The organism is Mycobacterium sp. 852013-50091_SCH5140682 (assembly GCF_001665685.1).
Classification (GTDB): domain Bacteria; phylum Actinomycetota; class Actinomycetes; order Mycobacteriales; family Mycobacteriaceae; genus Mycobacterium.
Genome location: NZ_LZTB01000044.1, coordinates 126,489 through 146,009, shown reverse-complemented (window position 1 = coordinate 146,009; position 19,521 = coordinate 126,489). Strand labels below are relative to the sequence as shown.

General features: G+C 65.4%; 21 protein-coding genes and 1 pseudogene. 9 read left to right on the top strand and 13 right to left on the bottom strand.

Annotated elements, in window-relative coordinates:
• Positions 1–261, top strand: a pseudogene (locus tag A5784_RS38800) (hypothetical protein); the annotation flags it as partial.
• An 89-nt stretch (positions 262–350) separates the two neighbouring features.
• Here the strand turns inward: A5784_RS38800 and A5784_RS14595 are convergent.
• From A5784_RS14595 to A5784_RS14585, 3 genes are all read right to left on the bottom strand, one after another.
• Positions 351–917: a dihydrofolate reductase family protein gene (locus tag A5784_RS14595; RefSeq protein ID WP_064945606.1), complete on the bottom strand. Its 567-nt coding sequence runs from the start codon at positions 915–917 to the stop codon at positions 351–353.
• 75 nt (positions 918–992) lie between these two features.
• Positions 993–1,427, bottom strand: coding sequence for a nuclear transport factor 2 family protein (locus tag A5784_RS14590; RefSeq protein ID WP_064945605.1), 435 nt, complete (start codon positions 1,425–1,427; stop codon positions 993–995).
• A 160-nt stretch (positions 1,428–1,587) separates the two neighbouring features.
• A complete protein-coding gene (locus A5784_RS14585) occupies positions 1,588–2,175 on the bottom strand; it encodes a TetR/AcrR family transcriptional regulator (protein WP_064945633.1) in 588 nt (195 codons plus the stop codon).
• A 180-nt stretch (positions 2,176–2,355) separates the two neighbouring features.
• Here A5784_RS14585 and A5784_RS14580 point away from each other — a divergent pair, with 180 nt between their 5' ends.
• Positions 2,356–3,510: a DUF6670 family protein gene (locus tag A5784_RS14580; protein WP_064945604.1), complete on the top strand. Its 1,155-nt coding sequence runs from the start codon at positions 2,356–2,358 to the stop codon at positions 3,508–3,510.
• Positions 3,511–3,555: 45 nt separating this feature from the next.
• On the opposite strand, the gene A5784_RS14575 is transcribed toward A5784_RS14580, so the two are convergent.
• A complete protein-coding gene (locus A5784_RS14575; RefSeq protein ID WP_064945603.1) occupies positions 3,556–4,317 on the bottom strand; it encodes a crotonase/enoyl-CoA hydratase family protein in 762 nt (253 codons plus the stop codon).
• Positions 4,318–4,449: 132 nt separating this feature from the next.
• Here A5784_RS14575 and A5784_RS14570 point away from each other — a divergent pair, with 132 nt between their 5' ends.
• On the top strand, positions 4,450–5,190 hold the full coding sequence (locus A5784_RS14570; protein WP_064945632.1) for a TetR/AcrR family transcriptional regulator: 741 nt from the start codon (positions 4,450–4,452) through the stop codon (positions 5,188–5,190).
• Positions 5,191–5,200: 10 nt separating this feature from the next.
• On the opposite strand, the gene A5784_RS14565 is transcribed toward A5784_RS14570, so the two are convergent.
• The 5 genes from A5784_RS14565 to fabG form a co-directional block, all read right to left on the bottom strand.
• Positions 5,201–6,376, bottom strand: a complete 1,176-nt coding sequence (locus A5784_RS14565; RefSeq protein WP_064945602.1) for a thiolase family protein — start codon at positions 6,374–6,376, stop codon at positions 5,201–5,203.
• Positions 6,377–6,442: 66 nt separating this feature from the next.
• Positions 6,443–7,111, bottom strand: a complete 669-nt coding sequence (locus A5784_RS14560; protein ID WP_064945601.1) for a GntR family transcriptional regulator — start codon at positions 7,109–7,111, stop codon at positions 6,443–6,445.
• Positions 7,112–7,114: 3 nt separating this feature from the next.
• A complete protein-coding gene (locus A5784_RS14555; RefSeq protein WP_064945600.1) occupies positions 7,115–8,308 on the bottom strand; it encodes an acyl-CoA dehydrogenase family protein in 1,194 nt (397 codons plus the stop codon).
• Positions 8,305–9,519: an acetyl-CoA C-acetyltransferase gene (locus A5784_RS14550; protein WP_064945599.1), complete on the bottom strand. Its 1,215-nt coding sequence runs from the start codon at positions 9,517–9,519 to the stop codon at positions 8,305–8,307. The genes A5784_RS14555 and A5784_RS14550 overlap by 4 nt, the downstream gene beginning before the upstream one ends.
• Before the next feature lie 2 nt (positions 9,520–9,521).
• Positions 9,522–10,262 carry a 3-oxoacyl-ACP reductase FabG gene (gene fabG, locus A5784_RS14545; protein WP_064945598.1) on the bottom strand — a complete coding sequence of 247 codons (741 nt, stop codon included), beginning with the start codon at positions 10,260–10,262 and terminating at the stop codon, positions 9,522–9,524.
• A 111-nt stretch (positions 10,263–10,373) separates the two neighbouring features.
• Here fabG and A5784_RS14540 point away from each other — a divergent pair, with 111 nt between their 5' ends.
• Positions 10,374–11,552: an acyl-CoA dehydrogenase family protein gene (locus A5784_RS14540; RefSeq protein ID WP_064945597.1), complete on the top strand. Its 1,179-nt coding sequence runs from the start codon at positions 10,374–10,376 to the stop codon at positions 11,550–11,552.
• 94 nt (positions 11,553–11,646) lie between these two features.
• Here the strand turns inward: A5784_RS14540 and A5784_RS14535 are convergent, their stop codons facing one another.
• On the bottom strand, positions 11,647–12,099 hold the full coding sequence (locus tag A5784_RS14535; RefSeq protein ID WP_064945596.1) for a MaoC family dehydratase: 453 nt from the start codon (positions 12,097–12,099) through the stop codon (positions 11,647–11,649).
• A gap of 33 nt (positions 12,100–12,132) precedes the next feature.
• On the bottom strand, positions 12,133–13,041 hold the full coding sequence (gene purU, locus A5784_RS14530) for a formyltetrahydrofolate deformylase (protein ID WP_232006041.1): 909 nt from the start codon (positions 13,039–13,041) through the stop codon (positions 12,133–12,135).
• A 406-nt stretch (positions 13,042–13,447) separates the two neighbouring features.
• On the opposite strand from purU, the gene A5784_RS14525 reads away from it, so the two are divergent.
• The 3 genes from A5784_RS14525 to A5784_RS14515 are packed head-to-tail and all read left to right on the top strand — an operon-like array spanning position 13,448 to position 16,321.
• On the top strand, positions 13,448–14,200 hold the full coding sequence (locus tag A5784_RS14525) for a hypothetical protein (protein ID WP_064945594.1): 753 nt from the start codon (positions 13,448–13,450) through the stop codon (positions 14,198–14,200).
• Positions 14,197–14,454, top strand: a complete 258-nt coding sequence (locus tag A5784_RS14520; protein ID WP_064945593.1) for a hypothetical protein — start codon at positions 14,197–14,199, stop codon at positions 14,452–14,454. The genes A5784_RS14525 and A5784_RS14520 overlap by 4 nt, the downstream gene beginning before the upstream one ends.
• Positions 14,447–16,321 (top strand): putative bifunctional diguanylate cyclase/phosphodiesterase, encoded by a 1,875-nt coding sequence (locus tag A5784_RS14515; RefSeq protein ID WP_064945592.1) that lies wholly within the window; start codon positions 14,447–14,449, stop codon positions 16,319–16,321. The genes A5784_RS14520 and A5784_RS14515 overlap by 8 nt, the downstream gene beginning before the upstream one ends.
• Here the strand turns inward: A5784_RS14515 and A5784_RS14510 are convergent.
• Positions 16,271–17,149 carry a hypothetical protein gene (locus A5784_RS14510; protein ID WP_064945591.1) on the bottom strand — a complete coding sequence of 293 codons (879 nt, stop codon included), beginning with the start codon at positions 17,147–17,149 and terminating at the stop codon, positions 16,271–16,273. The two genes, A5784_RS14515 and A5784_RS14510, sit on opposite strands and share 51 nt — an antisense overlap.
• Positions 17,150–17,669: 520 nt before the next feature.
• Between A5784_RS14510 and A5784_RS14505 the strand changes: the two genes are divergently transcribed.
• Together A5784_RS14505 and A5784_RS14500 are read left to right on the top strand one after the other, a co-directional pair.
• Entirely contained in the window at positions 17,670–18,380 is a 711-nt protein-coding gene (locus A5784_RS14505) for a TetR family transcriptional regulator (protein WP_064945590.1), read from the top strand.
• A gap of 11 nt (positions 18,381–18,391) precedes the next feature.
• Complete coding sequence (locus A5784_RS14500) at positions 18,392–19,048, top strand: ScbR family autoregulator-binding transcription factor (protein WP_064945589.1); 657 nt, start codon at positions 18,392–18,394, stop codon at positions 19,046–19,048.
• Positions 19,049–19,053: 5 nt separating this feature from the next.
• On the opposite strand, the gene A5784_RS14495 is transcribed toward A5784_RS14500, so the two are convergent.
• Positions 19,054–19,416: a PAS domain S-box protein gene (locus tag A5784_RS14495; protein ID WP_197514750.1), complete on the bottom strand. Its 363-nt coding sequence runs from the start codon at positions 19,414–19,416 to the stop codon at positions 19,054–19,056.
• Positions 19,417–19,521 lie beyond the last annotated feature (105 nt).

The window sequence follows — 19,521 nt, the reverse complement described above, 5'->3', positions numbered from 1 at the left end:
ACCGACCTCGACAATCTGGTGATGCTCTGCCCGTACCACCACCGGTTGCACCACAACGGCGGGATCACCATCACCGGCCCCGCCCACCAACTCAGCGTCACCGACCCCACCGGCAAGCAGCTACATCCCGGATCACTGGCGCGACCACCAACCACACCACCACCCCAGGTACCGCCTTACCGAGGGCCGACCGGCGAACGCGCCGATTGGTGGTGGTACACACCCTTCGAACCCGAGCCACCACCACCGTCGGCCAACTAGGCATGAGCCCGCCCCCAACGCGGGCCGAATCGCCCTGGCCGCCAGACGAATTCGCGTCACAGTCAGGTCCCGTCGACCCGATCACTGACTCAGTCGCGTTTGGCCTCGTAGCGCAGCAGTACCGTGCCACCCGGGAAGGTGCGGTTCTCCAACAGTCGCAGCGACATCCACGACGGCAGGGTCGGGAAGAACGGGGTTCCGCCGCCCACCGCGGTGGGTGCGACCACGATTCGGTACTCGTCCACCAGCCCGGCCTGCACGATCGGTGCGGCCAGCGTCGCGCCTGCCACCTCCAGCCTGCCGTCGGTTTCCGCTTTCAGCTTCGATACCACCTCGACCGGGTCGCCGCGTTCCAGGCGGGAGTTCCAGTCGACGGATTCCAGGGTGCGCGAGAACACAACCTTGGGCATGTCGCGCCAGATGTGGGCGAAGTCGACAATCAGAGGGGTGGCGTCCGGGGCCTTGTCGGCCGTCGGCCAGTACGCAGACATCAGTTCGTAGAGCCTGCGCCCGTAGAACGACAGCGCGGTCTCCCGCTCGAAGTCATTCCAGTACTGGTGAAGTTCGTCGCTCGGCTCAGACCAGTCGATGTTGCCTTGCGCATCGGCGATGTACCCGTCCACCGATACGTTGAACCCATAAATCAATTTGCCCATGACGATCAGACTGCACTGGAGGGCAAAACTCGTCGCGATGCGACACTCGGCATCGGGAAATCAGCGGCCCGTCGGCTACGCGGTGGTGAACTTCAACAGCGTCCGGGTGAGGTGCAGGCTGGTGATCTGCCATGCGCCGTCACGCTTTTCGTAGGTCTCGTGATAGTGCCCCGCGCCGTGTAGATGACCGCCGTCGGCGAAATACAGCATGTCCTCCATCGCCCAGATGCCCGTGGCAGTGGTATCCGAGGTCAACTCGATCTCCGGGGTGTGGCAGTGGTGGACCGTAGCTGCATGTTCGACGCCACCCCACACCACGGGAAAGAACTCGTTGAAACCGTTCAGCGGCGGTGCGGTCTGCGGGTCCGCCCCGCCGGTCGACACAGCCATGTCCAGGGTGACCACGACGTCCTCGGCGAACAGTGCGCGCCACGCGTCGATGTCCTTGGTGTCCAGGAACCGGCAGTAGCGGGCCTTCAGCTGTTTGATCGCCTCGATGTCGTCGGCCATGCGCCCTCCTCGGTCGATACTGAAATCTCTACCGTAGTGCCCTCAGCCGACCGAGAGTGCCACCTTTCATCCGCGAGCAGACGCGGATGTTCCCGACACGCCGCACATTCCGGGACCTTCACGTCTGCTCGCGCGGCTACGGCTACGGCTACAGCTACGGCTACGACGTTGCGACAGGACGGTCCGACAACGCGGCGAGAATCCGCCGTCCGCGCGCGGTCATGTCGGCGGCCGATTGCTCGGGATGCTGCTGCCACCACTGCACCAATGCCGAGACGATGTGCTCCCAGACCACCGTCGCCGCCGACAGGTCGTCAGGGTCGTCGAGGCCGACTTCGGCGAGCGCACGAGTGACCCCGGCCATGGCCTGCTCCCGCAGGATGGTGCGCTGCTCGCGCGCGGCGTCGCGGGCCCGACCGGCGGGCACTGTCCGGTCATAGACGACGGGCCAGTCGCTGGGCCGGTCGGCCAGCGTGGTGAAGATCGCCTCGAGGACCCGCTCGCCGTCGCTCGCGCCGCCGGACGGCACCGGTATGGCATCGCCGATCGCGGCAGCCAGCGTTTCCCCGGCGCGCTCGACGCAGGCGACGTAGAGATCCTCTTTCGAACCAAAGTAGGACAGCACGAGCGCTTTCGACACGTCGGCGTTGGCGGCGATGACGCTCATGTGCGCACCTACGTAGCTCGACGCACCGAATTCGGCCGAGGCCGCCGAGAGGATCGCTTGTTCTCGCTGCTGGCGGGGCATGCCCTTGGTGCCGGTTCGGTTGGGTCGCACCTGTACGACGCTATCGAACGACCGATCATTCGGCCCGCCGCGTTCGAGTTGCCGAAGCGACAAGGGATTGACCTTGGGGTCACATGTCCTTATGTTACCGGTAGGTCACTTCATGAAACGCGTGGCCACAGACATGCGGATGGGGGACGTATGACTTCGGTACAGCATGGGCGGGCTAGGCCGGCAGTGCTCAAACAACCCATCTCCCGCGTGCTGTCACAAATCATCGTCGACGGCTTGATGCCCCGGGTCGACCGACGCCTGCCGGCCTCGCGCCTGCCATTCGACGCACCGGCCATGCTGCGCCCACACGCCGCGTCGGGCCCGTGGACGGCCACCCACTACGGGGTATTCGTCCCGCAACTGCCGGCACCACACCGGTATCTGAACACCATGACGCTCATCGGGGCAACGGGATCGGAACTCTTCGACAACGACTACCTGGCTGCGCGCGACGCCCGGCACACCGCCACCGTGCTGTCGTCGACGGCCGCGGAAGGCCAGCACCACTACCGCGCGTACGATACGACGGCGGATTGCATGTTCACCGAGGACGGCACGTCCCTGCGCTGGGGCGACGACCTGACCATCGATGTGCGCTACCCCAGCGTCACGGTCCGCGGCCGTTACCAACACTTTTCGGTCGACCTACGGCTCGCTGTGACCGACCAGGTCTCTTATTTCGTCAAGACACCGATCTACGACCACCTCAGCCTCCTGGCTACCTATTCCGGGACCGTCGAGGACGCATCGGGCACCACTGCGATCGACGGTCTCGGCACCGTCGAGTACGCACGCTTCCTCACTCACCAGTCGCTGACCCGAAGGCCCGTACCGCCCGCGCTGAAACTGCCGATCGACTTCTTCACCTACCAGATCGTCAATCTCGACGCCGAAACCCAGGTCCTGCTCACCGATGTGCGGGCCCGCGGCCGAATCGCCTGCCGCTTGGCACATCTGCGCATCCTCGGCAAGACCTCTGAGATCTACACCAACACCCGCATGGACATCCTCGACTACCGCCAAGCTCCATTGATCGATGAGCGCGGCCGCACCATGGACATGCCCGAGCGATTCCGATGGACGGTGACCGACGACGCCGGCGCCCCGGTCCTCACCCTCGACTGCGCAGTCGATGCCCCGTGGCGCTACGGGCACGGGCGCGGGTACGTCAGCGCCTACACATTCGAGGGCCGGTACCGAGACACATCCGTCGGCGGCTCCGGCTACGTGGAATGGGTTGACACCCAACGTATCCGCATCGAGCCGACGGATAATCAGGACGCTGTGCGAAGGGGTGAATAGTCGGGTTCGAGAGCGCCGCCGGCGAGCCCGAGATCGATCAATCCGTCAAGAACCAGTCCAGTTCGGGGCACGCTTCTCGGCGAACGCAGTCGCTCCTTCGATCGCGTCTTTCGACGTGAAAACGGGAGTGATCAACTCGCCCTGCTTCTTCCACATCTCGTCCTCGGACCAGCCGGCCGACTTGACGATGATCTCCTTCGTAGCCGCCACCGCGAGCGGGCCGTTGGCGGTGATCCGCTCGGCCAGTTCGAGGGCGCCGGCCAAGGCCTCGCCCGGCTCGGTGAGTTTGTTGACGAAGCCCCACGCCGCGGCTTCTTCGGCAGTGAAGCTGTCACCGGTGAGCGCCAGTTCGAGGGCCTTCTGATACGGAATGCGCTTGGGCAGCCGCAGCAGACCGCCGCCCGCGGCGACCAGACCGCGCTTCACCTCCGGGATGCCGAACTTGGCGGCCTTGGAGGCAACCACCAGATCGGTCGCCAGAACGATCTCGGTGCCGCCGGCCAGCGCATAGCCTTCGACCGCGGAGATGAGCGGTTTGCGGGGCGGCCGTTCGGTGAACCCGATTCCGCGGCCAGGCACGTGGGGCAGCTCTCCGGAGGCGAACGCCTTCAGATCCATACCGGCGCAGAAGTTGCCGCCTGCGCCGGTGATGATGGCCACCGAGAGCTCTGGCGTGTTGTCGAGTTCGTCGACCGCGTCGGCGAGCCCTTGGGCGACCGCCAGATTGAACGCGTTACGGGCCTCCGGCCGATTGATCGTGATGACGAGTGTGCGACCTTGACGCTCCCGCAGAACTACCTCTGACACCAGTGCCCCTTCGCCCGCGGTCCAATATCCCGGAAAAGCCTACTAGATTAATTACAGTAAACGGGCGGAAAACCGCCCGTCACTGGCGCAGGAACTGCCTGAGCAGTATCGAATTCGATGGAGGTGTCCGCAGTGGCAAAGCACCCGACCGCGGAGAAGCGTCAGCGCCGCGAACGAGGATCCATCAACCCCGACGACATCATCGCCGGCGCGTTCGAACTCGCCGAGCAGGTCTCGATCGACAACCTGAGCATGCCGCTGCTCGGCAAGCACCTCGGCGTCGGCGTCACGAGCATCTATTGGTACTTCCGCAAGAAGGACGATCTGCTCAACGCGATGACCGATCGCGCATTGCGCCAATTCGCCGTCGCGACACCCTATGTCGAAGCCAAGGATTGGCGTGAGTCGCTCGCCAACCATGCCCGGACGATGCGCACGGCGTTCATGGGCAACCCGATCCTGTGCGATCTGATCCTGATCCGGTCGGCTCTGAGTCCGCGAGCCGCGCGCCTGGGCGCGCAGGAGATCGAAACCGCGATCAGCGGTCTGGTCGAGGCCGGGCTCTCAGCCCAGGACGCGTTCGATACGTATTCGGCTGTCTCCGTGCATGTCCGCGGATCGGTAGTGCTGCACCGGCTCTACGAGAAGAACCGGGCCGACGACAACGCGCCCGGCGACTTCGAAGAGACCATGGTGATCGATCCTGAGAGCACTCCCCTGCTCGCACAGATGACCGGCGAAGGCCATCGCATCGGCGCGGCCGACGAGAAGAACTTCGAGTACGGCCTTCAGTGCATCCTCGACCACGCGGCGCAGTTGATCGAGCAGGGCGCAAAACCTGCCAAGAAGGCGGTCCGACGCAAGACTGTCTGACTCGCTTCGACTACACCTCGATGACGACGGCGCCGCCCTGACCACCGCCGGCGCACATGGCGGCGACACCGATGCCACCGCCACGGCGCTGCAGCTCGTAGACCAACGTGGTCACCATGCGCGCACCCGAGGCGGCGATCGGATGGCCTAGGCTGCAGCCGCTTCCGGAGAAGTTGACCAATTCCTCGTCGAGACCATACTCGCGAACCGCCGCGATCGGGACCGACGCGAAGGCCTCGTTGATCTCCCACAGCGCCACGTCGGACGGCTTGAGCCCGGCACGGTCGAGCACTTTTCCGATCACCTTGACCCCGCCCAGGCCGGTGTCACGTGCCGCGACACCGACTGCGGCCCAAGCCTTCACGGTGGCCAGCACACCGAGGCGCTCAGCCGCGGCGTAGTCGGCGTCGACGAGCGCGACAGCAGCGGCAGCATCGTTGGTGCCGCTGCTGTTGCCCGCGGTGATGGAGAATCCCTCGATCTCCGGGTGCAGGACTTTGAGCTCTGCCAACCTCTCGGCGGTCGTACCGCGCCGCGGATGCTCATCGATACTGAACTCGGTGACCGAGCCGTCCGGCTGAGTCACCTTCAACGGCACGATCTCGTCGACGAATCGGCTCTCGTCGATCGCCGCGATAGCGCGTTGATGCGACCGGGCCGCCCACGCGTCCATCTCCGCACGGGTGATGCCGACGGCCTGGGCGGTGTTCCAACCGACCGTGACCGACATGTCCCGCATCGGCGCGTCCGGGGTCTCGACGTGAGTGGGCGTCATCCACGGCTCGATGAAGGTCAGCTCCGGCCCCGGCACCCGCCACTTCATCAGCGGGGACGACGACAGCGACTGCACACCACCCGCCACCAGGACGCGCTCCATGCCGGAGCCGATCTGCGCCGACGCGTTGCCGATCGCAGTGAGGCTGCCCGCGCAGTGCCGGTTCACCGATTGCCCCGGCACCGACTCCCAGCCCAAAGCGTCCGCGGCATAGCGCGCGATATCGCCCCCACCGTAATTCGACTCCGCGAAGATCAGATCATCGATGGCCTCCGCAGCAATGCCGGCACGACGAACAACCTCGGGCAGAACCGTCGTTATCAGGGTCTCGGGAGGCGTGTTGACCAGGGTGCCCTTGAATGACCGGCCGATGGCCGTGCGGGCAGCGCCGACGATGACGGGTTTTGGCATGAGCATCAACCTTTACGATCTACCGTGGTTATGTAACGGTAGCAGGTATCGGCGGAACCCGTACCGCTACTCCAGAACACCCACGCGTTCGAGGTGATCGCCGAGCGGCTTGGCTGCCGCGCACAGATGCTCGGCCATGGCGTCGCGGGCAGCGGCCCCGTCGCGGACCTTGAGGGCTGCCAGGATCCGGCGATGATCATGCGTGGACTGCTCGGGCCACCCGGCAACCGTGGGGTAGACCGATTCCAGTGCGTAGCGGGTGATCTGGGACATCAACTGAGCCAGCTTCGGCGACTCGGCCGCCCGGTTGACACCCCGATGGAACGCGTGGTTGAGCCGGACGGCCCGCTCATGATCGTTGTGCGCGTACGCGTCTTCCAGCTCCCGCTGGATCCGGTCGAGATCATCGAGTTGACCATCGGTGATCTGGCCCGCCGCACGGGCGGCCAGTTGACCGCCGATGTGCGCCTGCACACCCGCCACATCGTCGATGTCACGACGGGTGACCGGCAGCACCAGGAACCCGCGCCGGGGTTGTTGGGTGAGCAGCCCCTCGGCACGCAGTCCGAACAGCGCTTCGCGCACCGGCGTGACGCTGATGCCGAGTTCCGCCGCGAGCTGCTCGAGCCGGATGAACTTCCCCGACGGGTAGGTGCCGTCGAAGATCCGCCGGCGGATGAGCCGGGCGACATCCTCGGCAAGCTGTGGGCGAGAGGCGAAATCGGGAACGGTCACGGCTCAGACCCGGTAGTCGGACAGCAGCCGCTTGCTGATGATGTTCTTCTGGATCTCGCTGGTGCCCTCACCGATCAGCAGGAACGGCGCGTCGCGCATCAACCGCTCGATCTCGTACTCCTTGGAGTATCCGTAGCCACCGTGGATCCGGAAACTCTGTTGCGTCACCTCCGAGCAGAACTCACTGGCCAGGTACTTGGCCATACCGGCGGCCACGTCGTTGCGCTCACCGGAGTCCTTGAGCCGCGCGGCGTTGACCATCATGAGGTGAGCGGCCTCGACTTTGGTTGCCATCTCGGCCAATTGGAAGGCGACGGCCTGGTGCTCGGCGATCGGCTTACCGAAGGTCTGACGCTGCTGGGCGTAGCGCACCGCGAGTTCGAACGCCCGGATGCCGACGCCGCACGCGCGTGCGGACACATTGACGCGGCCGATCTCGACGCCGTCCATCATCTGGAAGAACCCTTGGCCGGTGACGCCACCGAGAACGTCATCTGCAGACGCGCGGTAGCCGTCGAAGATCAGCTCGGTGGTGTCGATCCCCTTGTAGCCGAGCTTGTCGAGCTTGCCCGGGATAGTCAGCCCCGCAACGACTTCCCCGAAACCTGCGGGCTTTTCCACCAGGAATGCGGTGAGGTTGCGGTGCGGCTTGTCTGCGCCTTCGTCGGTGCGCACCAGGGCGGCCACCAGCGTTGAACTACCGCCGTTGGTGAGCCACATCTTCTGACCGTCTATGAGGTAGTCGCCGTCGCTCTGCTTGGTGGCCCGGGTACGGATCGCGGCGACGTCGGAGCCCAGCTCGGGTTCGGACATCGAGAACGCGCCGCGGGTGTCCCCGATGGCCATGCGCGGCAGGAACTTCCGCTTCTGGGCGTCGGTGCCGTGCTGCCGGATCATGTAGGCCACGATGAAGTGGGTGTTGATCACGCCGGACACGCTCATCCACCCGCGGGCCAGTTCCTCGACGCACAGCGCGTAGGTCAGCAGCGATTCACCGAGTCCGCCGTACTCCTCGGGGATCATCAGCCCGAACAGGCCCATCTCTTTCATCTGATCGACTATGGCCTGCGGGTAGGTGTCGGAATGCTCCAACTCCTGGGCGGTGGGGATGACTTCCCTGTCGACGAATTGCCTTACGGTCGAGACGATTTCGGTCTGGAACTCGGTGAGTCCCAGGGTCTGGGCGAGTTTGGTCACGATGTCACCCTTTCGAAGATCGCTGCCAACCCCTGCCCGCCACCGATGCACATGGTCTCCAGGCCGTACCGCGCGCCGCGCCTCGGCAGCTCGCGCGCGAGCGTCGCGAGCATCCGGCCTCCGGTCGCCCCGACGGGGTGGCCCAGCGAGATGCCCGAGCCGCGCACGTTGGTGCGTTCGTGGTCACTCGCCCCGAATTTCCATTCCTTCATCACCGCGAGCGCCTGAGCGGCGAAGGCTTCGTTGAGTTCGATGAGATCGATATCCGAGAGAGCCAGCCCGGCTTTGGCGAGCGCCAACTCGGTGGCAGGCACCGGGCCGATGCCCATGACATGGGGAGCGACGCCTGCCACGCCCCAGGACACCAGCCGCACCAGCGGAGTCAGGCCGAGCTCGGCCGCCTTGTCCGGCGTTGTGACGATGCACATGGACGCCGCGTCGTTCTGGCCACTCGAATTGCCCGCGGTGACCGTGGCCGCCGGGTCTTGGTTGAGCAGAACAGGTTTGAGCTTGGACAAGGCCTCGACCGAGGTGTCGGCGCGCGGGTGCTCGTCGGTGTCGATCACGGTCTCGCCGCTACGAGAGCCGACCGCCACCGGGATGATCTCCTCGGCCAGGACCCCGTCGGTCTGCGCGGCCACCGCACGCTGATGCGACCGCACCGCAAGCTCGTCCTGTTCGGCCCGCGTGATGCCGTACTCGCGACGTAGGTTCTCGGCGGTCTCCAGCATGCCGCCGGGCACCGGGTGGAACTGTCCACCCGCAGTGACGCGCCCACGCGCGAGCCCGTCGTGGATCTGCACTCCGCCACGAGATCCGCCCCACCGCATGTCGGTGGAGTAGAACGCGACATTGCTCATGCTCTCGGTGCCGCCGGCGACGACGAGATCGCTGTCACCACCGCGCACTTGCAGGCACGCCTGGATCACCGCCTGCAAACCCGACCCACAGCGCCGGTCGATCTGCATGCCGGGAACGGTCACCGGTAGACCCGCATCCAACGCCACCACACGGCCGATCGCGGGGGCGTCGCTGTTCGGGTAGCAATGGCCCAGGATCACGTCCTGCACCGCCTCCGGCGCGACGCCGGTGCGTTCGAGCAGACCTTTGAGCGCCGCCACGCCGAGCTCGACGGCCGAGAGCGACGCGAACATGCCGCCGTAGCGCCCGATCGGCGTGCGAACCGGTTCGCAGATGACGGCGTCGCGCATACTCACACGTATCGCCCGCCGGTCACCTCAAGCACAGTGCCGGTCATGTACGACGACAGATCACTGGCCAGGAACAGCGCGACCTTGGCGACCTCGTCGGGTTCGCCGGCGCGGCCCATCGGAACCTCGGCCAACTTCTGGTCCCAAATACGTTGCGGCATGGCCTCGGTCATCGCCGAGCGGATCAATCCGGGCTGAATCGCGTTGACCCGCACCCCGAGGTGGGCCAGTTCTTTGGCAGCGGCCTTGGTCATGCCGACGATGCCTGCCTTGGCTGCCGAATAGTTGGTCTGGCCGATCAGACCGACCTTGCCGGAGATCGATGACATGTTCACGATCGCGCCGCGCTTGTTCTCCCGCATGATCGCCGCGGCCGACTTGGTGCCGTTCCACGTGCCCTTCAGGTGCACGGCAATGACCTGATCGAACTGGTCCTCGGTCATCTTGCGCAACGTCGCGTCACGCGTGATGCCGGCGTTGTTGACCATGATGTCCAGCCCGCCGAACCGCTCCACAGCGGCGTGCACCAGCGCTTCGACCTCGGCGCCCGAGGTGACGTCGCAGCGAACGGCAGCGGCGACCTCAGGGCCGCCGAGCTGGGCGGCTGCCGCCTCGGTCGCCTCCAGGTTGAGATCGCCGAGCACCACCCGGGCACCCTCGTCGACGAACCGCTGCGCGATGGCGAGGCCAAGCCCCTGAGCACCGCCGGTCACCACCGCAGTCTGGCCGGTAAGCAATGACACCTGATCACCTAACTCTCGCTCGTGGGCTCTCTCAAGCGCCGATCATATTTCATATACGATATTGCAAACACTCGCCCCCGGGTCCCCGCCTGAGAGATATGGAGCTGCCCCGTGACCACCACTGCGGCCGAAGTCGGCGACGAGGATTTCCAGGAGATCTTGGCGCAGACCCGCAGTTTCATCCGCACAGCCGTGGTGCCCCGCGAGAACGAAATCCTGGCCACCGACAAGGTGCCCGACGACCTGCGTGAGCAGGCCAAGAAGATGGGGCTGTTCGGCTACGCCATACCGCAGCGGTGGGGCGGCCTCGGCCTCAACCTCGCCCAAGATGTCGAACTGGCAATGGAATTCGGCTATACCGCGCTGGCGTTGAGGTCGATGTTCGGTACCAACAACGGCATTGCCGGCCAGGTGTTGGTCGGCTTCGGCACCGACGAGCAGAAGACGCAGTGGCTGGAACGTATCGCCTCCGGAGACGTCGTCGCATCGTTCGCACTCACCGAACCCGGAGCCGGGTCCAACCCAGCCGGGTTGCGCACCAAGGCTGTTCGCGACGGCGACGACTGGGTGATCGACGGCCAGAAGCGCTTCATCACCAATGCCCCGACAGCCGACCTGTTCGTGGTGTTCGCCCGGACCCGCCCCGCCGATGATGCCGGACCGGGTATCGCAGTGTTCCTGGTGCCTGCCGATGCGGCAGGTGTCCAGATCGGGGCGAAGGACGCCAAGATGGGGCAGGAAGGCGCCTGGACAGCCGATGTCACGTTCACCGACGTCCGCGTTCCGGATAGCGCCCTCGTCGGCGGGAGCGAAGACGTGGGTTACCGGGCCGCGATGACGTCGTTGGCACGCGGACGCGTGCACATCGCCGCGCTGGCCGTCGGCTCCGCACAGCGGGCCCTCGACGAATCGGTCGCCTATGCCGCCGCGGCCACGCAGGGTGGCGAGCCGATCGGCAGCTTCCAACTCGTCCAGGCGATGATCGCCGACCAGCAGACCGGCGTCATGGCAGGCCGGGCGTTGGTACGCGACGCCGCCCGCCAGTGGGTGTCGGGTGAGGATCGCCGGATCGCGCCGTCGGCCGCCAAGCTGTTTTGCACCGAAATGGCAGGCAACGTGGCCGATCTCGCAGTGCAGATTCACGGCGGCACCGGCTACATGCGTGAGGTCCCGGTGGAGCGCATCTATCGCGAGGTCCGGTTGCTGCGACTGTACGAGGGCACCAGCGAGATCCAGCGTCTCATCATCGGAGGCGGACTGGTCAAGGCCGCGCAACGCACCACCCGCTAGGAGTGGAAAGCCGCCGTCACCCCCCGCGAACAGACGTGAAAGCACCCGACACGCCGGTTTTCCGGTACCGCCATGTCTGCTCGCCAGGGAAAGATCAGCCGATGAATCGGACGATGGACTCGGCCACCGCGGCGGGCTTGGCCACTCCGTCAATCTCGACGGTCACCGTCACCGTCGCCTGCACCGCGCCGTCCAGCTTGGCGACGTCGTCGATCCGCGCGCGAGCCCGAACGCTGGCGCCGACCTTCACCGGCGTGATGAAGCGAACCTTGTTGTAGCCGTAGTTGATCGCCATCGCGATGTTGTCAACCCGGTAGAGCTGGTGAGTGAAGTGCGGCAGCAGCGACAGAGTGAGCAGCCCGTGTGCGATGGTCCCGCCGAACGGGCCGCCGGCCGCCTTCTCCGGGTCGACGTGGATCCACTGGTGATCGTCGGTCGCGTCGGCGAACAGGTTCACCCGATCCTGAGTGATCTCCATCCACTCGGTCGGTCCGAGCTCACTGCCTGCCGCCGCCACGAACTCGTCGAGCCCGCTGAACACCTTCATCGCAACTCCTCTCGGACCGCACCCGAACGACGTTCAGAACACTACGGTCTGGTTCCCGAACCGGATGACGCGATCCTCACAGTGCCACAGCACCGCACGCGACAACACCACCCGCTCGACATCGGAGCCGAGGCGCACCAGGTCTTCGACGGCGTGGCGATGATCGACCCGCACCACGTCCTGTTCGATGATCGGTCCTTCGTCGAGGTCACCCGTGACGTAATGCGCTGTGGCCCCGACCAGTTTCACCCCCCGCTCCTTGGCCCTGCGATACGGTGCTGCGCCGATGAACGCGGGCAGGAACGAATGGTGGATGTTGATCAGCGGACACCCGATGGCATCGAGGAACTCCGGGGTGAGGATCTGCATGTAGCGCGCGAGCACCACGAGGTCGACGTTGCCGCGCAGCAGTTCGAGCAGCCGCTGCTCAGCCTCTGCCCGATTGTCGCGGGTCGCGGGAACGTAGATGTACGGCACGCCGAACGCCCGCACCTGCTCGGCGAGATCGGGGTGGTTCGAGATGACCATCACCACGGACATGTCCAGCTCACCGCGGCGGTTGCGCCACAGCAGGTCGAGCAGGCAGTGGTCCTCCCGGGATGCCATCAGCGCCACGCGTTTTGGTTTGGCGGCTTCGGTGAGCCGAAAGTCCATCTCGAACGGCCCGGCCACCCGCTCCCGAAACTCGCGCTCCAGTTCCTCACGGGCCGCGGTCAATCCGGGCAGGTGGAAAATGGTGCGCTGGATGAAGGTGCCACCGGTCTGCTCAGTCGAATGCTGATCCAGCGACACGATGTTGGCACCGGCTCCGGTGAGGAAGCTGCTGATGGCTGCCACCAGTCCCGGGCGGTCCGCACAACGCAGCAGGAGCCGGCCCACATCACGGACCGGCAGGCTCTTGGCTCTCGGGTACTCCTCAGTCGTCACCCACCAGATTCTCACCCGTGCAGCTGCCCGGCGCTCGACCCGGGTACCGTGATCGCCTCGCAGCGGCGAAACGTCGTCCGTATGACTGGCTCGTGTCCAGACAGCAAAACTGGCCGAATCCGACACGAAGAATGGTGAAGCCGAATCTCAGCCGTGCAGAAACTTTGCTCGACAAACATTCAGCAGGAATATCCAGTAGCGTTATCGTCCATAAGATTTGCCAAATTTGCATGCCGCCGTAAATAAATGGCCTCCCCGAGTGCAGAAATGGACACACTACTGGACAAGTTTCGCCTGCTAGCTGGAATTACCTGTGCCTGCGGCGTGATACTCATCTCGCGTAATCGCACAACCGTGGTGCGCACAACAAATCAGCCGAACCGGTCCGGGGGGTGCGGCTGCCAGAAGAAATGGATCACCAATGACCGCTCCCCAGCGCGATGTCGCTGCTCGTTCAACCCTGTCTCTGGACAAAACCCACAGTTGGTGGGATCCCGGCAGCGACTGCACGATCGTCATCGCGACCCCTGGTTCGGAACGTGAATTGTGGCATGACTATGTCAGCGGGGCCCAACGCAACTATCGCAAGCACGGCGTGGAACGGGCGCTCGACATGGATGCACTGCGCACAGGTGATGACACGGCATTGTTCTGCGCAGGTATCAATCAAGCGGGCGTGGTGGTCGGCGGCCTGCGAGCCAAGGGCCCGTATCAGCACACCGACGAATGCCATGCCACCGTCGAGTGGGCGGGCCAGCCCGGGCTCAGCGCCGTGCGCAAGATGATCGACGACCGGCTGCCGTTCGGCGTCGTCGAGATGAAGACTGCGTGGGTGTGCGACGACCCCGACCAGAGCCGAGCGCTGACGGACACCCTGGCACGCATGCCATTGCATTTCATGACGCGCCTTGACATCGGATTCGCGATGGCCACCGCCGCGGCGTACGTGCTCAAGCGCTGGCTGTCCTCCGGCGGTGTGCTCGCCGCCAAGATCCCCGCAACGCCGTACCCGGACGAGCGCTACCAAACCAAGATGATGTGGTGGGATCGGCGCACGTTCGCCAACCACGCTGAACCCAAACAGCTTTCGGCTTTCTACGGCGAAGTCCAGCGGATCTCGGCCGAGCTGCACGACGTCGAAGCCGTTGACGCCTCCGCAGCGGCAGGGCAATGATCGACACCATCGACGAGTCGGCGGACGGCAATGCCCAGCCATGGCGGATCGGGTGGACGGCCGACCGGCGCGCGCACCTGTCCCCCGACCATGCCGGGGAGTTACGCGATCTGCAGTACTCTTTGCGCCAGTTGTCGGCGACCGAACGCGATGCGTCCCAGGCGTTGGTGCTCAGGTTGTTCTGTGCACCACGCCCAACGGTACGCAGCCGCCGCAGGCCGCTGCCGCTGGTCCATGAGCCGCTCCATGGTTGAGGTGACTCCGGAGGTTGGTGTGCCACGCAGTCTGGAATTGGTCGTCACGTCGGTGGCCACACAGCTGATGGCAGTCAATGCCGCCACCGCTGCGGCGGTCAGCCAGCAGGTGCTTGCCGACCTGGTGTCCTACTTCGACGTCGACGTGAGCTTCCTGCGGCACAACGATCACCAGGCCCACACCACGAAACTGGTCGCCGAATGGCCGCCGCGGCCGGTGGACGCCCCCACGGATCCGATCGCGGTCGTTCGGTTCGCCGACGCCGACCCGGTGTTCGCCATGGCGGAGAATCTCAAAGAGCCCGCGGTGTTCCGGCCCGAACCCGCCACCGACGACTACCAGCGCACCATCGAGGCGGGGCGCCAGGTTCCTAGTACCTCGATGGCGTCCGTGCCGTTGCTGTCGGGCGAGATCACCACCGGCGTGCTCGGTTTCGTCAAGTTCGGCGACCGCGAATGGCGACCCGAGGAACTCAATGCGCTGCAGGCGATCGCCTCCTTGTTCGCCCAGGTGCAGGCCCGCATCGCTGCCGAGGAGCGGCTGCGCTACCTGGCCGACCACGACCACCTCACCGGGTTGTACAACCGCCGCGCGTTGCTGGCGCATCTCGACGAACGGCTCGCGGCCGGTCAACCCGGTCCGGTGTCGGTGATGTTCCTGGATCTGGACCGGCTCAAGGCCATCAACGACTATCTCGGGCACACCGCCGGGGATGCGTTCATCAGAGTCCTGGCGCAGCGCCTCGAGGAGGGCGACGACGAGCCGAAAATCATCGCGCGCCTCGGCGGTGACGAGTTCGTCGTGGTCCCCGCGGCACCGATGTCGGTCGGAGACGCCGAAGCCCTGGCCTACCGACTGCAGTCGATGTTGCGTGAGCGGGTGACGGTCGACGGCGAGATGCTCACCCGGACGGTGAGTATCGGCCTGGCCGAGGGCATTCCCGGGCGTGACTCGACCTCGGATCTGCTCAGCCGCGCCGACCAGGCGGTTCTGACCGCCAAGAGCGCCGGCGGGAACCAGGTGGCGGCGTTCTCCGATGCGATGGCCATGGAGATCGATTTCCGTAACGACATCGAGTTGCACCTGCAGAACGTGATCGAGGACGGATCACTGGTGCTGCACTACCTGCCCGAGATCGACATGCGTACCGGCGAGGTGCTGGCAGCCGAGGCGTTGGTCCGGTGGCAGCATCCGACGCGCGGGCTGCTCGCGCCGGATTCGTTCATCGGAGTCGCCGAATCCATCAACCTGGCAGGCGAGTTGGGACGATGGGTGCTGCGCAACGCATGTGCCGAATTCGCCCGTTGGCGCGCCAACGGCCTGGGCAGGCGCATTCTGTTGCGGATCAACGTCTCGCCGGTGCAGTTGGTGACCGAAGGATTCGTCGACTCTGTCGCCAGCATCATGAACGAGTTCGGGCTTCCGCGCGGCTCGGTGTGCCTGGAGATCACTGAAAGCGTCGTGGTTCAGGACATCGAGACCACGCGTCGTACGTTGTTCGGGCTGCAGAACGCGGGCGTTCATGTGGCGATCGACGACTTCGGCACCGGGTACAGCGCGCTGTCCCTGCTGAAATCCCTACCGGTCGACACACTCAAGATCGACCGGAGTTTCGTCGCCGAACTGGGTTCCAACCCCGGCGATCTACCGATCGTCCGCGCAGTCATCGCGCTCGCAGGCGCCTTCGGCCTGCAACTGGTCGCCGAGGGCGTGGAGACCGAAACCGCGGCGCTCACCCTGCTTCGGCACGGCTGTTACCGCGCTCAGGGGTTCCTGTTGTCCCGACCGATCTCGGGGCGCGAGATGCAGCAGCTGCTAGCCAAGGGGCGGGTTCCGGTTCGCTTTCCGCCAGTGCCGCACATGTGAACGGCCCCCGCCGCGGCCGAGATCGGACGTGCAGTACTCCGAGCTGCTCGACCCTGCTGTGGGGTCCGTGACCAGCAGCTCGACACGGGCGAACCGGCTGGCGCTCTGCCCGACCAGCCCCACCTGAAGCGTGCGGTTCGGCTCATCGACCGGCAACGCGCCACGGGCCGGGCCGTTCTGCCTGCCGGCTACGGCGATACCGTGCCGGGTTCGGATCGCGCGTGGGCCCTCGTCGGTGTTGAGCACAACACCGACGATCTCGTCCTCTTCGAAGACGATGCGCTCAAGCGTGCTGTTCTCATACGTCGAAATATCGCGATCCCGGGTCTGGCCGATCAGCCATTCGTCGAGCGCCGATACCGCACCGTCGCCGGATGTCACCGAACCGATGACCTTGACCTCGATGTCCTCGCCCGACTGCGTCTGCATGGACTGGGTCTCCCGGTCGGTCAGCCGGGTGTAGAGCACACCGTACGGCGACAGCAGGCACTCGACAGCCCAGTCACGCAGGCGCGCCCCGTAGAACGGCGCAATCGGGGACCCCGGCCGGGCCGGGGCCGGAGCGCGCACAGACCGGACGGTGAGCTCGACGTCGTTCGACGCGGCAGCGACCGACCCCACGTCGGCAGACAGTGCGTCGAAATACTCGCGCGTTTGCGGATCCTCGATACCGGGCCCCAGCAGCGGCGCGTCGGCCTCGTGTCGGTTCTCGACACCGGGTTGTGCAAGAAGGACGTCCAGGTCGGCGTCGGCTGCGGCGATGGCGCACGCCAAGACCCCGAGGCCGGAACCACAGCAAACGACGTCAAATTCGTCGTCCCACATCATCTACGGATACCTCTAGTTTGCCAGCGCCGGCGGCACGTGGCCCGCAAACCCAGACGCGCCCGCGCCGATCGGTGCGCGATCAACAGTACTCAACAGAACTCTTCAGCCAGTTTTCCAGCTCTTCGACGCCGCGACCCGGGTACCGGCCACGTCGCGTCGATGAACTGGAGAGGAGGTTGCCACAGCCCGCACCGGGATTCGAGGGGGATAGCCAGCGCAGGCTATGGCAACGTCTCCACGATAACCCTTGGCAACCGTCGGCGAGATCGCGACGCGAGCCGCGTCCACGTCCGCCCACTGCGAACCAAGAGTTATCACGCTAAGCACCCTACATACCTTTAGAATGATATGCACGCGTGGCGATGACTTCGAGTATCTCAATTGGCGAGTGGGCAGATGCGCTCAGCCGCCGGGGTGTTGGTGTCCCGAGGAACCCGAATGAAACAATCCCGGTGCACGCGCCGGGCGGCGCCAGATGCCTCGTCCGATCACGCAGTCGTGAAGAACTTGGGGTGTCCTGGTGACTGAGCAGCTCGACCGACGAGCAGACGTCACACGGCTTCAGATCCTGCAGGCCGCGGCGCGCCAGTTCGCCCACAAGCCCTACAGCGCCGTGAGCCTCGACGACATCCTGGCCGACGCAGCCGTTACCAAGGGCGCGCTGTATTTCCATTTCCGGTCCAAGTACGCACTGGCGTCATCCATCATCGACAACCGCGCCGAACGCGCCCGGGAACGGGTCACCGAGGTGCTCGCCCGCAATCTGTCCGCGATGGAGACCTTGGTCGACATCTCCTACCAGCTGGCCGTCGACGACATCGGCGAGACGATGTCCCGAGCGGCCGGGAACTTGGTGGAGTCGATCGGACGTACTGACAGGCTGGGACCGCAGGTCCTTGCGCCCTGGATCTCCGGGTACGCGACGATCGTCCGGCGCGCGGTGGACGAGGGCGATTTCACCGACGGTACCGATCCACAGGTGGCGGCGATGCTGCTGGTGTCGATGCAGCTGGGCATCCGCCAGACCAGCGATCTGGACGACCCTCAACGGTTCCTCACCGACCTCGAGCGGGCGTGGAAGTTGGTGCTGCCGGGCTTGGCCAACCCGGACCGACTTAGCTATCTGGCCCAGTTCATCAGGCGTCGCACCACCGCGGCGCTCAAGAAGGCCGCACCGATCAAACCCGCCACGACCCGCATCGCCACCGACCCGGCCACCGGGCCGGCCTGACGGAGCACGCCATGGCACGCCAGGCCCGGTCGGAGGTCACCCGCCGCAAGATCATTGCCGCCGCCGTCGAGCTCTTCGACGAAACTGGTTACCCGGCAACGGGATTGGGCGACATCATCGAACGCGCCGAGTTGACCAAGGGAGCGTTCTACTACCACTTCGACGCCAAGGAGGCGCTGGCCGAGGCCATCATCGATGAGGCCGGCGCCCGCATGTTGGCGACGTTTCGCACGATCACCGGATCATCCTCGCCTGCGCTGGAGAACCTCATCCACGGCATGTTCGTGGTGACCGATTTCACCGCCGCGGACAAGCTGGCCTGGATCGGCATGCAGCTGCTGCGGACTTTCAGCGGTCTCAACGACGCAACAGGCCGGGTCTACGGGAGCTGGCTCGACGACCTCGTCGAGCAGGTCGGCCACGCCGCCGCCGAAGGCGACCTCCGCAGCGACATCGATCCCAAGAGCGCCGCAGAGGTGATCCTGGGTTCGATGCTGGGCGCCGAGGCGCTGTCGCGCGCCACCGGGACCGCGAACGACCTTCGGGAGCGCGTGGGGCGAACGTGGGAACTCTTGCTACCCGCGATCGTCAACGAAGAGTCACTGGAATACTTCCGTGAGTTTCTCGCGCGCGAATCACTCCGGCGGTCGCCGATGATCGGCAGGTAGCGCGGCTACAGTTCGTCCACCCACAGCTGCTCGGTGAGATCGTGGAACGTCGCCAGCGCCACCGGATCGTCTCCACGCAGCAGCGCGGACTTGCTCATCCGGGCGCGCACGATCGAGCGGTCCTGGTGCACCAGGTCGACGACCAGCTCGGCGTTGGCCCGCACGACCGACACCGCGGACTCGTCATCGGGCAGCGAGTGAAAGATCTGGGCAAACTTCATGGCCTTCACTGATTCCGCGCTGTGTCCGAGCATTTCGGCGAAAGCAGTGTTAGCGAACAGAATGCTGCCATCCTCGGCGATTGCGAGCACCGGAACGGGGAACCGCTCCAAGACGACCAACGCCGGCATTTGCTGCAACGTGGTCATCGGAGATCGGGTGTCCTGCTCGCTCTGACGCCGCTCCACGCCCTCAATTATTGCCCGACGCGCCAGCTTGGTACCAGCGCGGCTCACAGCAGGGACGCCTCGACC

What these genes read in the sequence shown, in the direction of transcription:
- A5784_RS14595 (WP_064945606.1), bottom strand. Translation starts at nt 917, where the DNA reads ATGGGCAAATTGATTTATGGGTTCAACGTATCGGTGGACGGGTACATC.
- A5784_RS14590 (WP_064945605.1), bottom strand. Translation starts at nt 1,427, where the DNA reads ATGGCCGACGACATCGAGGCGATCAAACAGCTGAAGGCCCGCTACTGC.
- A5784_RS14585 (WP_064945633.1), bottom strand. Translation starts at nt 2,175, where the DNA reads ATGCCCCGCCAGCAGCGAGAACAAGCGATCCTCTCGGCGGCCTCGGCC.
- A5784_RS14580 (WP_064945604.1), top strand. Translation starts at nt 2,356, where the DNA reads ATGACTTCGGTACAGCATGGGCGGGCTAGGCCGGCAGTGCTCAAACAA.
- A5784_RS14565 (WP_064945602.1), bottom strand. Translation starts at nt 6,376, where the DNA reads ATGCCAAAACCCGTCATCGTCGGCGCTGCCCGCACGGCCATCGGCCGG.
- A5784_RS14550 (WP_064945599.1), bottom strand. Translation starts at nt 9,519, where the DNA reads ATGCGCGACGCCGTCATCTGCGAACCGGTTCGCACGCCGATCGGGCGC.
- A5784_RS14535 (WP_064945596.1), bottom strand. Translation starts at nt 12,099, where the DNA reads ATGAAGGTGTTCAGCGGGCTCGACGAGTTCGTGGCGGCGGCAGGCAGT.
- A5784_RS14525 (WP_064945594.1), top strand. Translation starts at nt 13,448, where the DNA reads ATGACCGCTCCCCAGCGCGATGTCGCTGCTCGTTCAACCCTGTCTCTG.
- A5784_RS14520 (WP_064945593.1), top strand. Translation starts at nt 14,197, where the DNA reads ATGATCGACACCATCGACGAGTCGGCGGACGGCAATGCCCAGCCATGG.
- A5784_RS14515 (WP_064945592.1), top strand. Translation starts at nt 14,447, where the DNA reads ATGGTTGAGGTGACTCCGGAGGTTGGTGTGCCACGCAGTCTGGAATTG.
- A5784_RS14510 (WP_064945591.1), bottom strand. Translation starts at nt 17,149, where the DNA reads ATGATGTGGGACGACGAATTTGACGTCGTTTGCTGTGGTTCCGGCCTC.
- A5784_RS14500 (WP_064945589.1), top strand. Translation starts at nt 18,392, where the DNA reads ATGGCACGCCAGGCCCGGTCGGAGGTCACCCGCCGCAAGATCATTGCC.
- A5784_RS14495 (WP_197514750.1), bottom strand. Translation starts at nt 19,416, where the DNA reads ATGACCACGTTGCAGCAAATGCCGGCGTTGGTCGTCTTGGAGCGGTTC.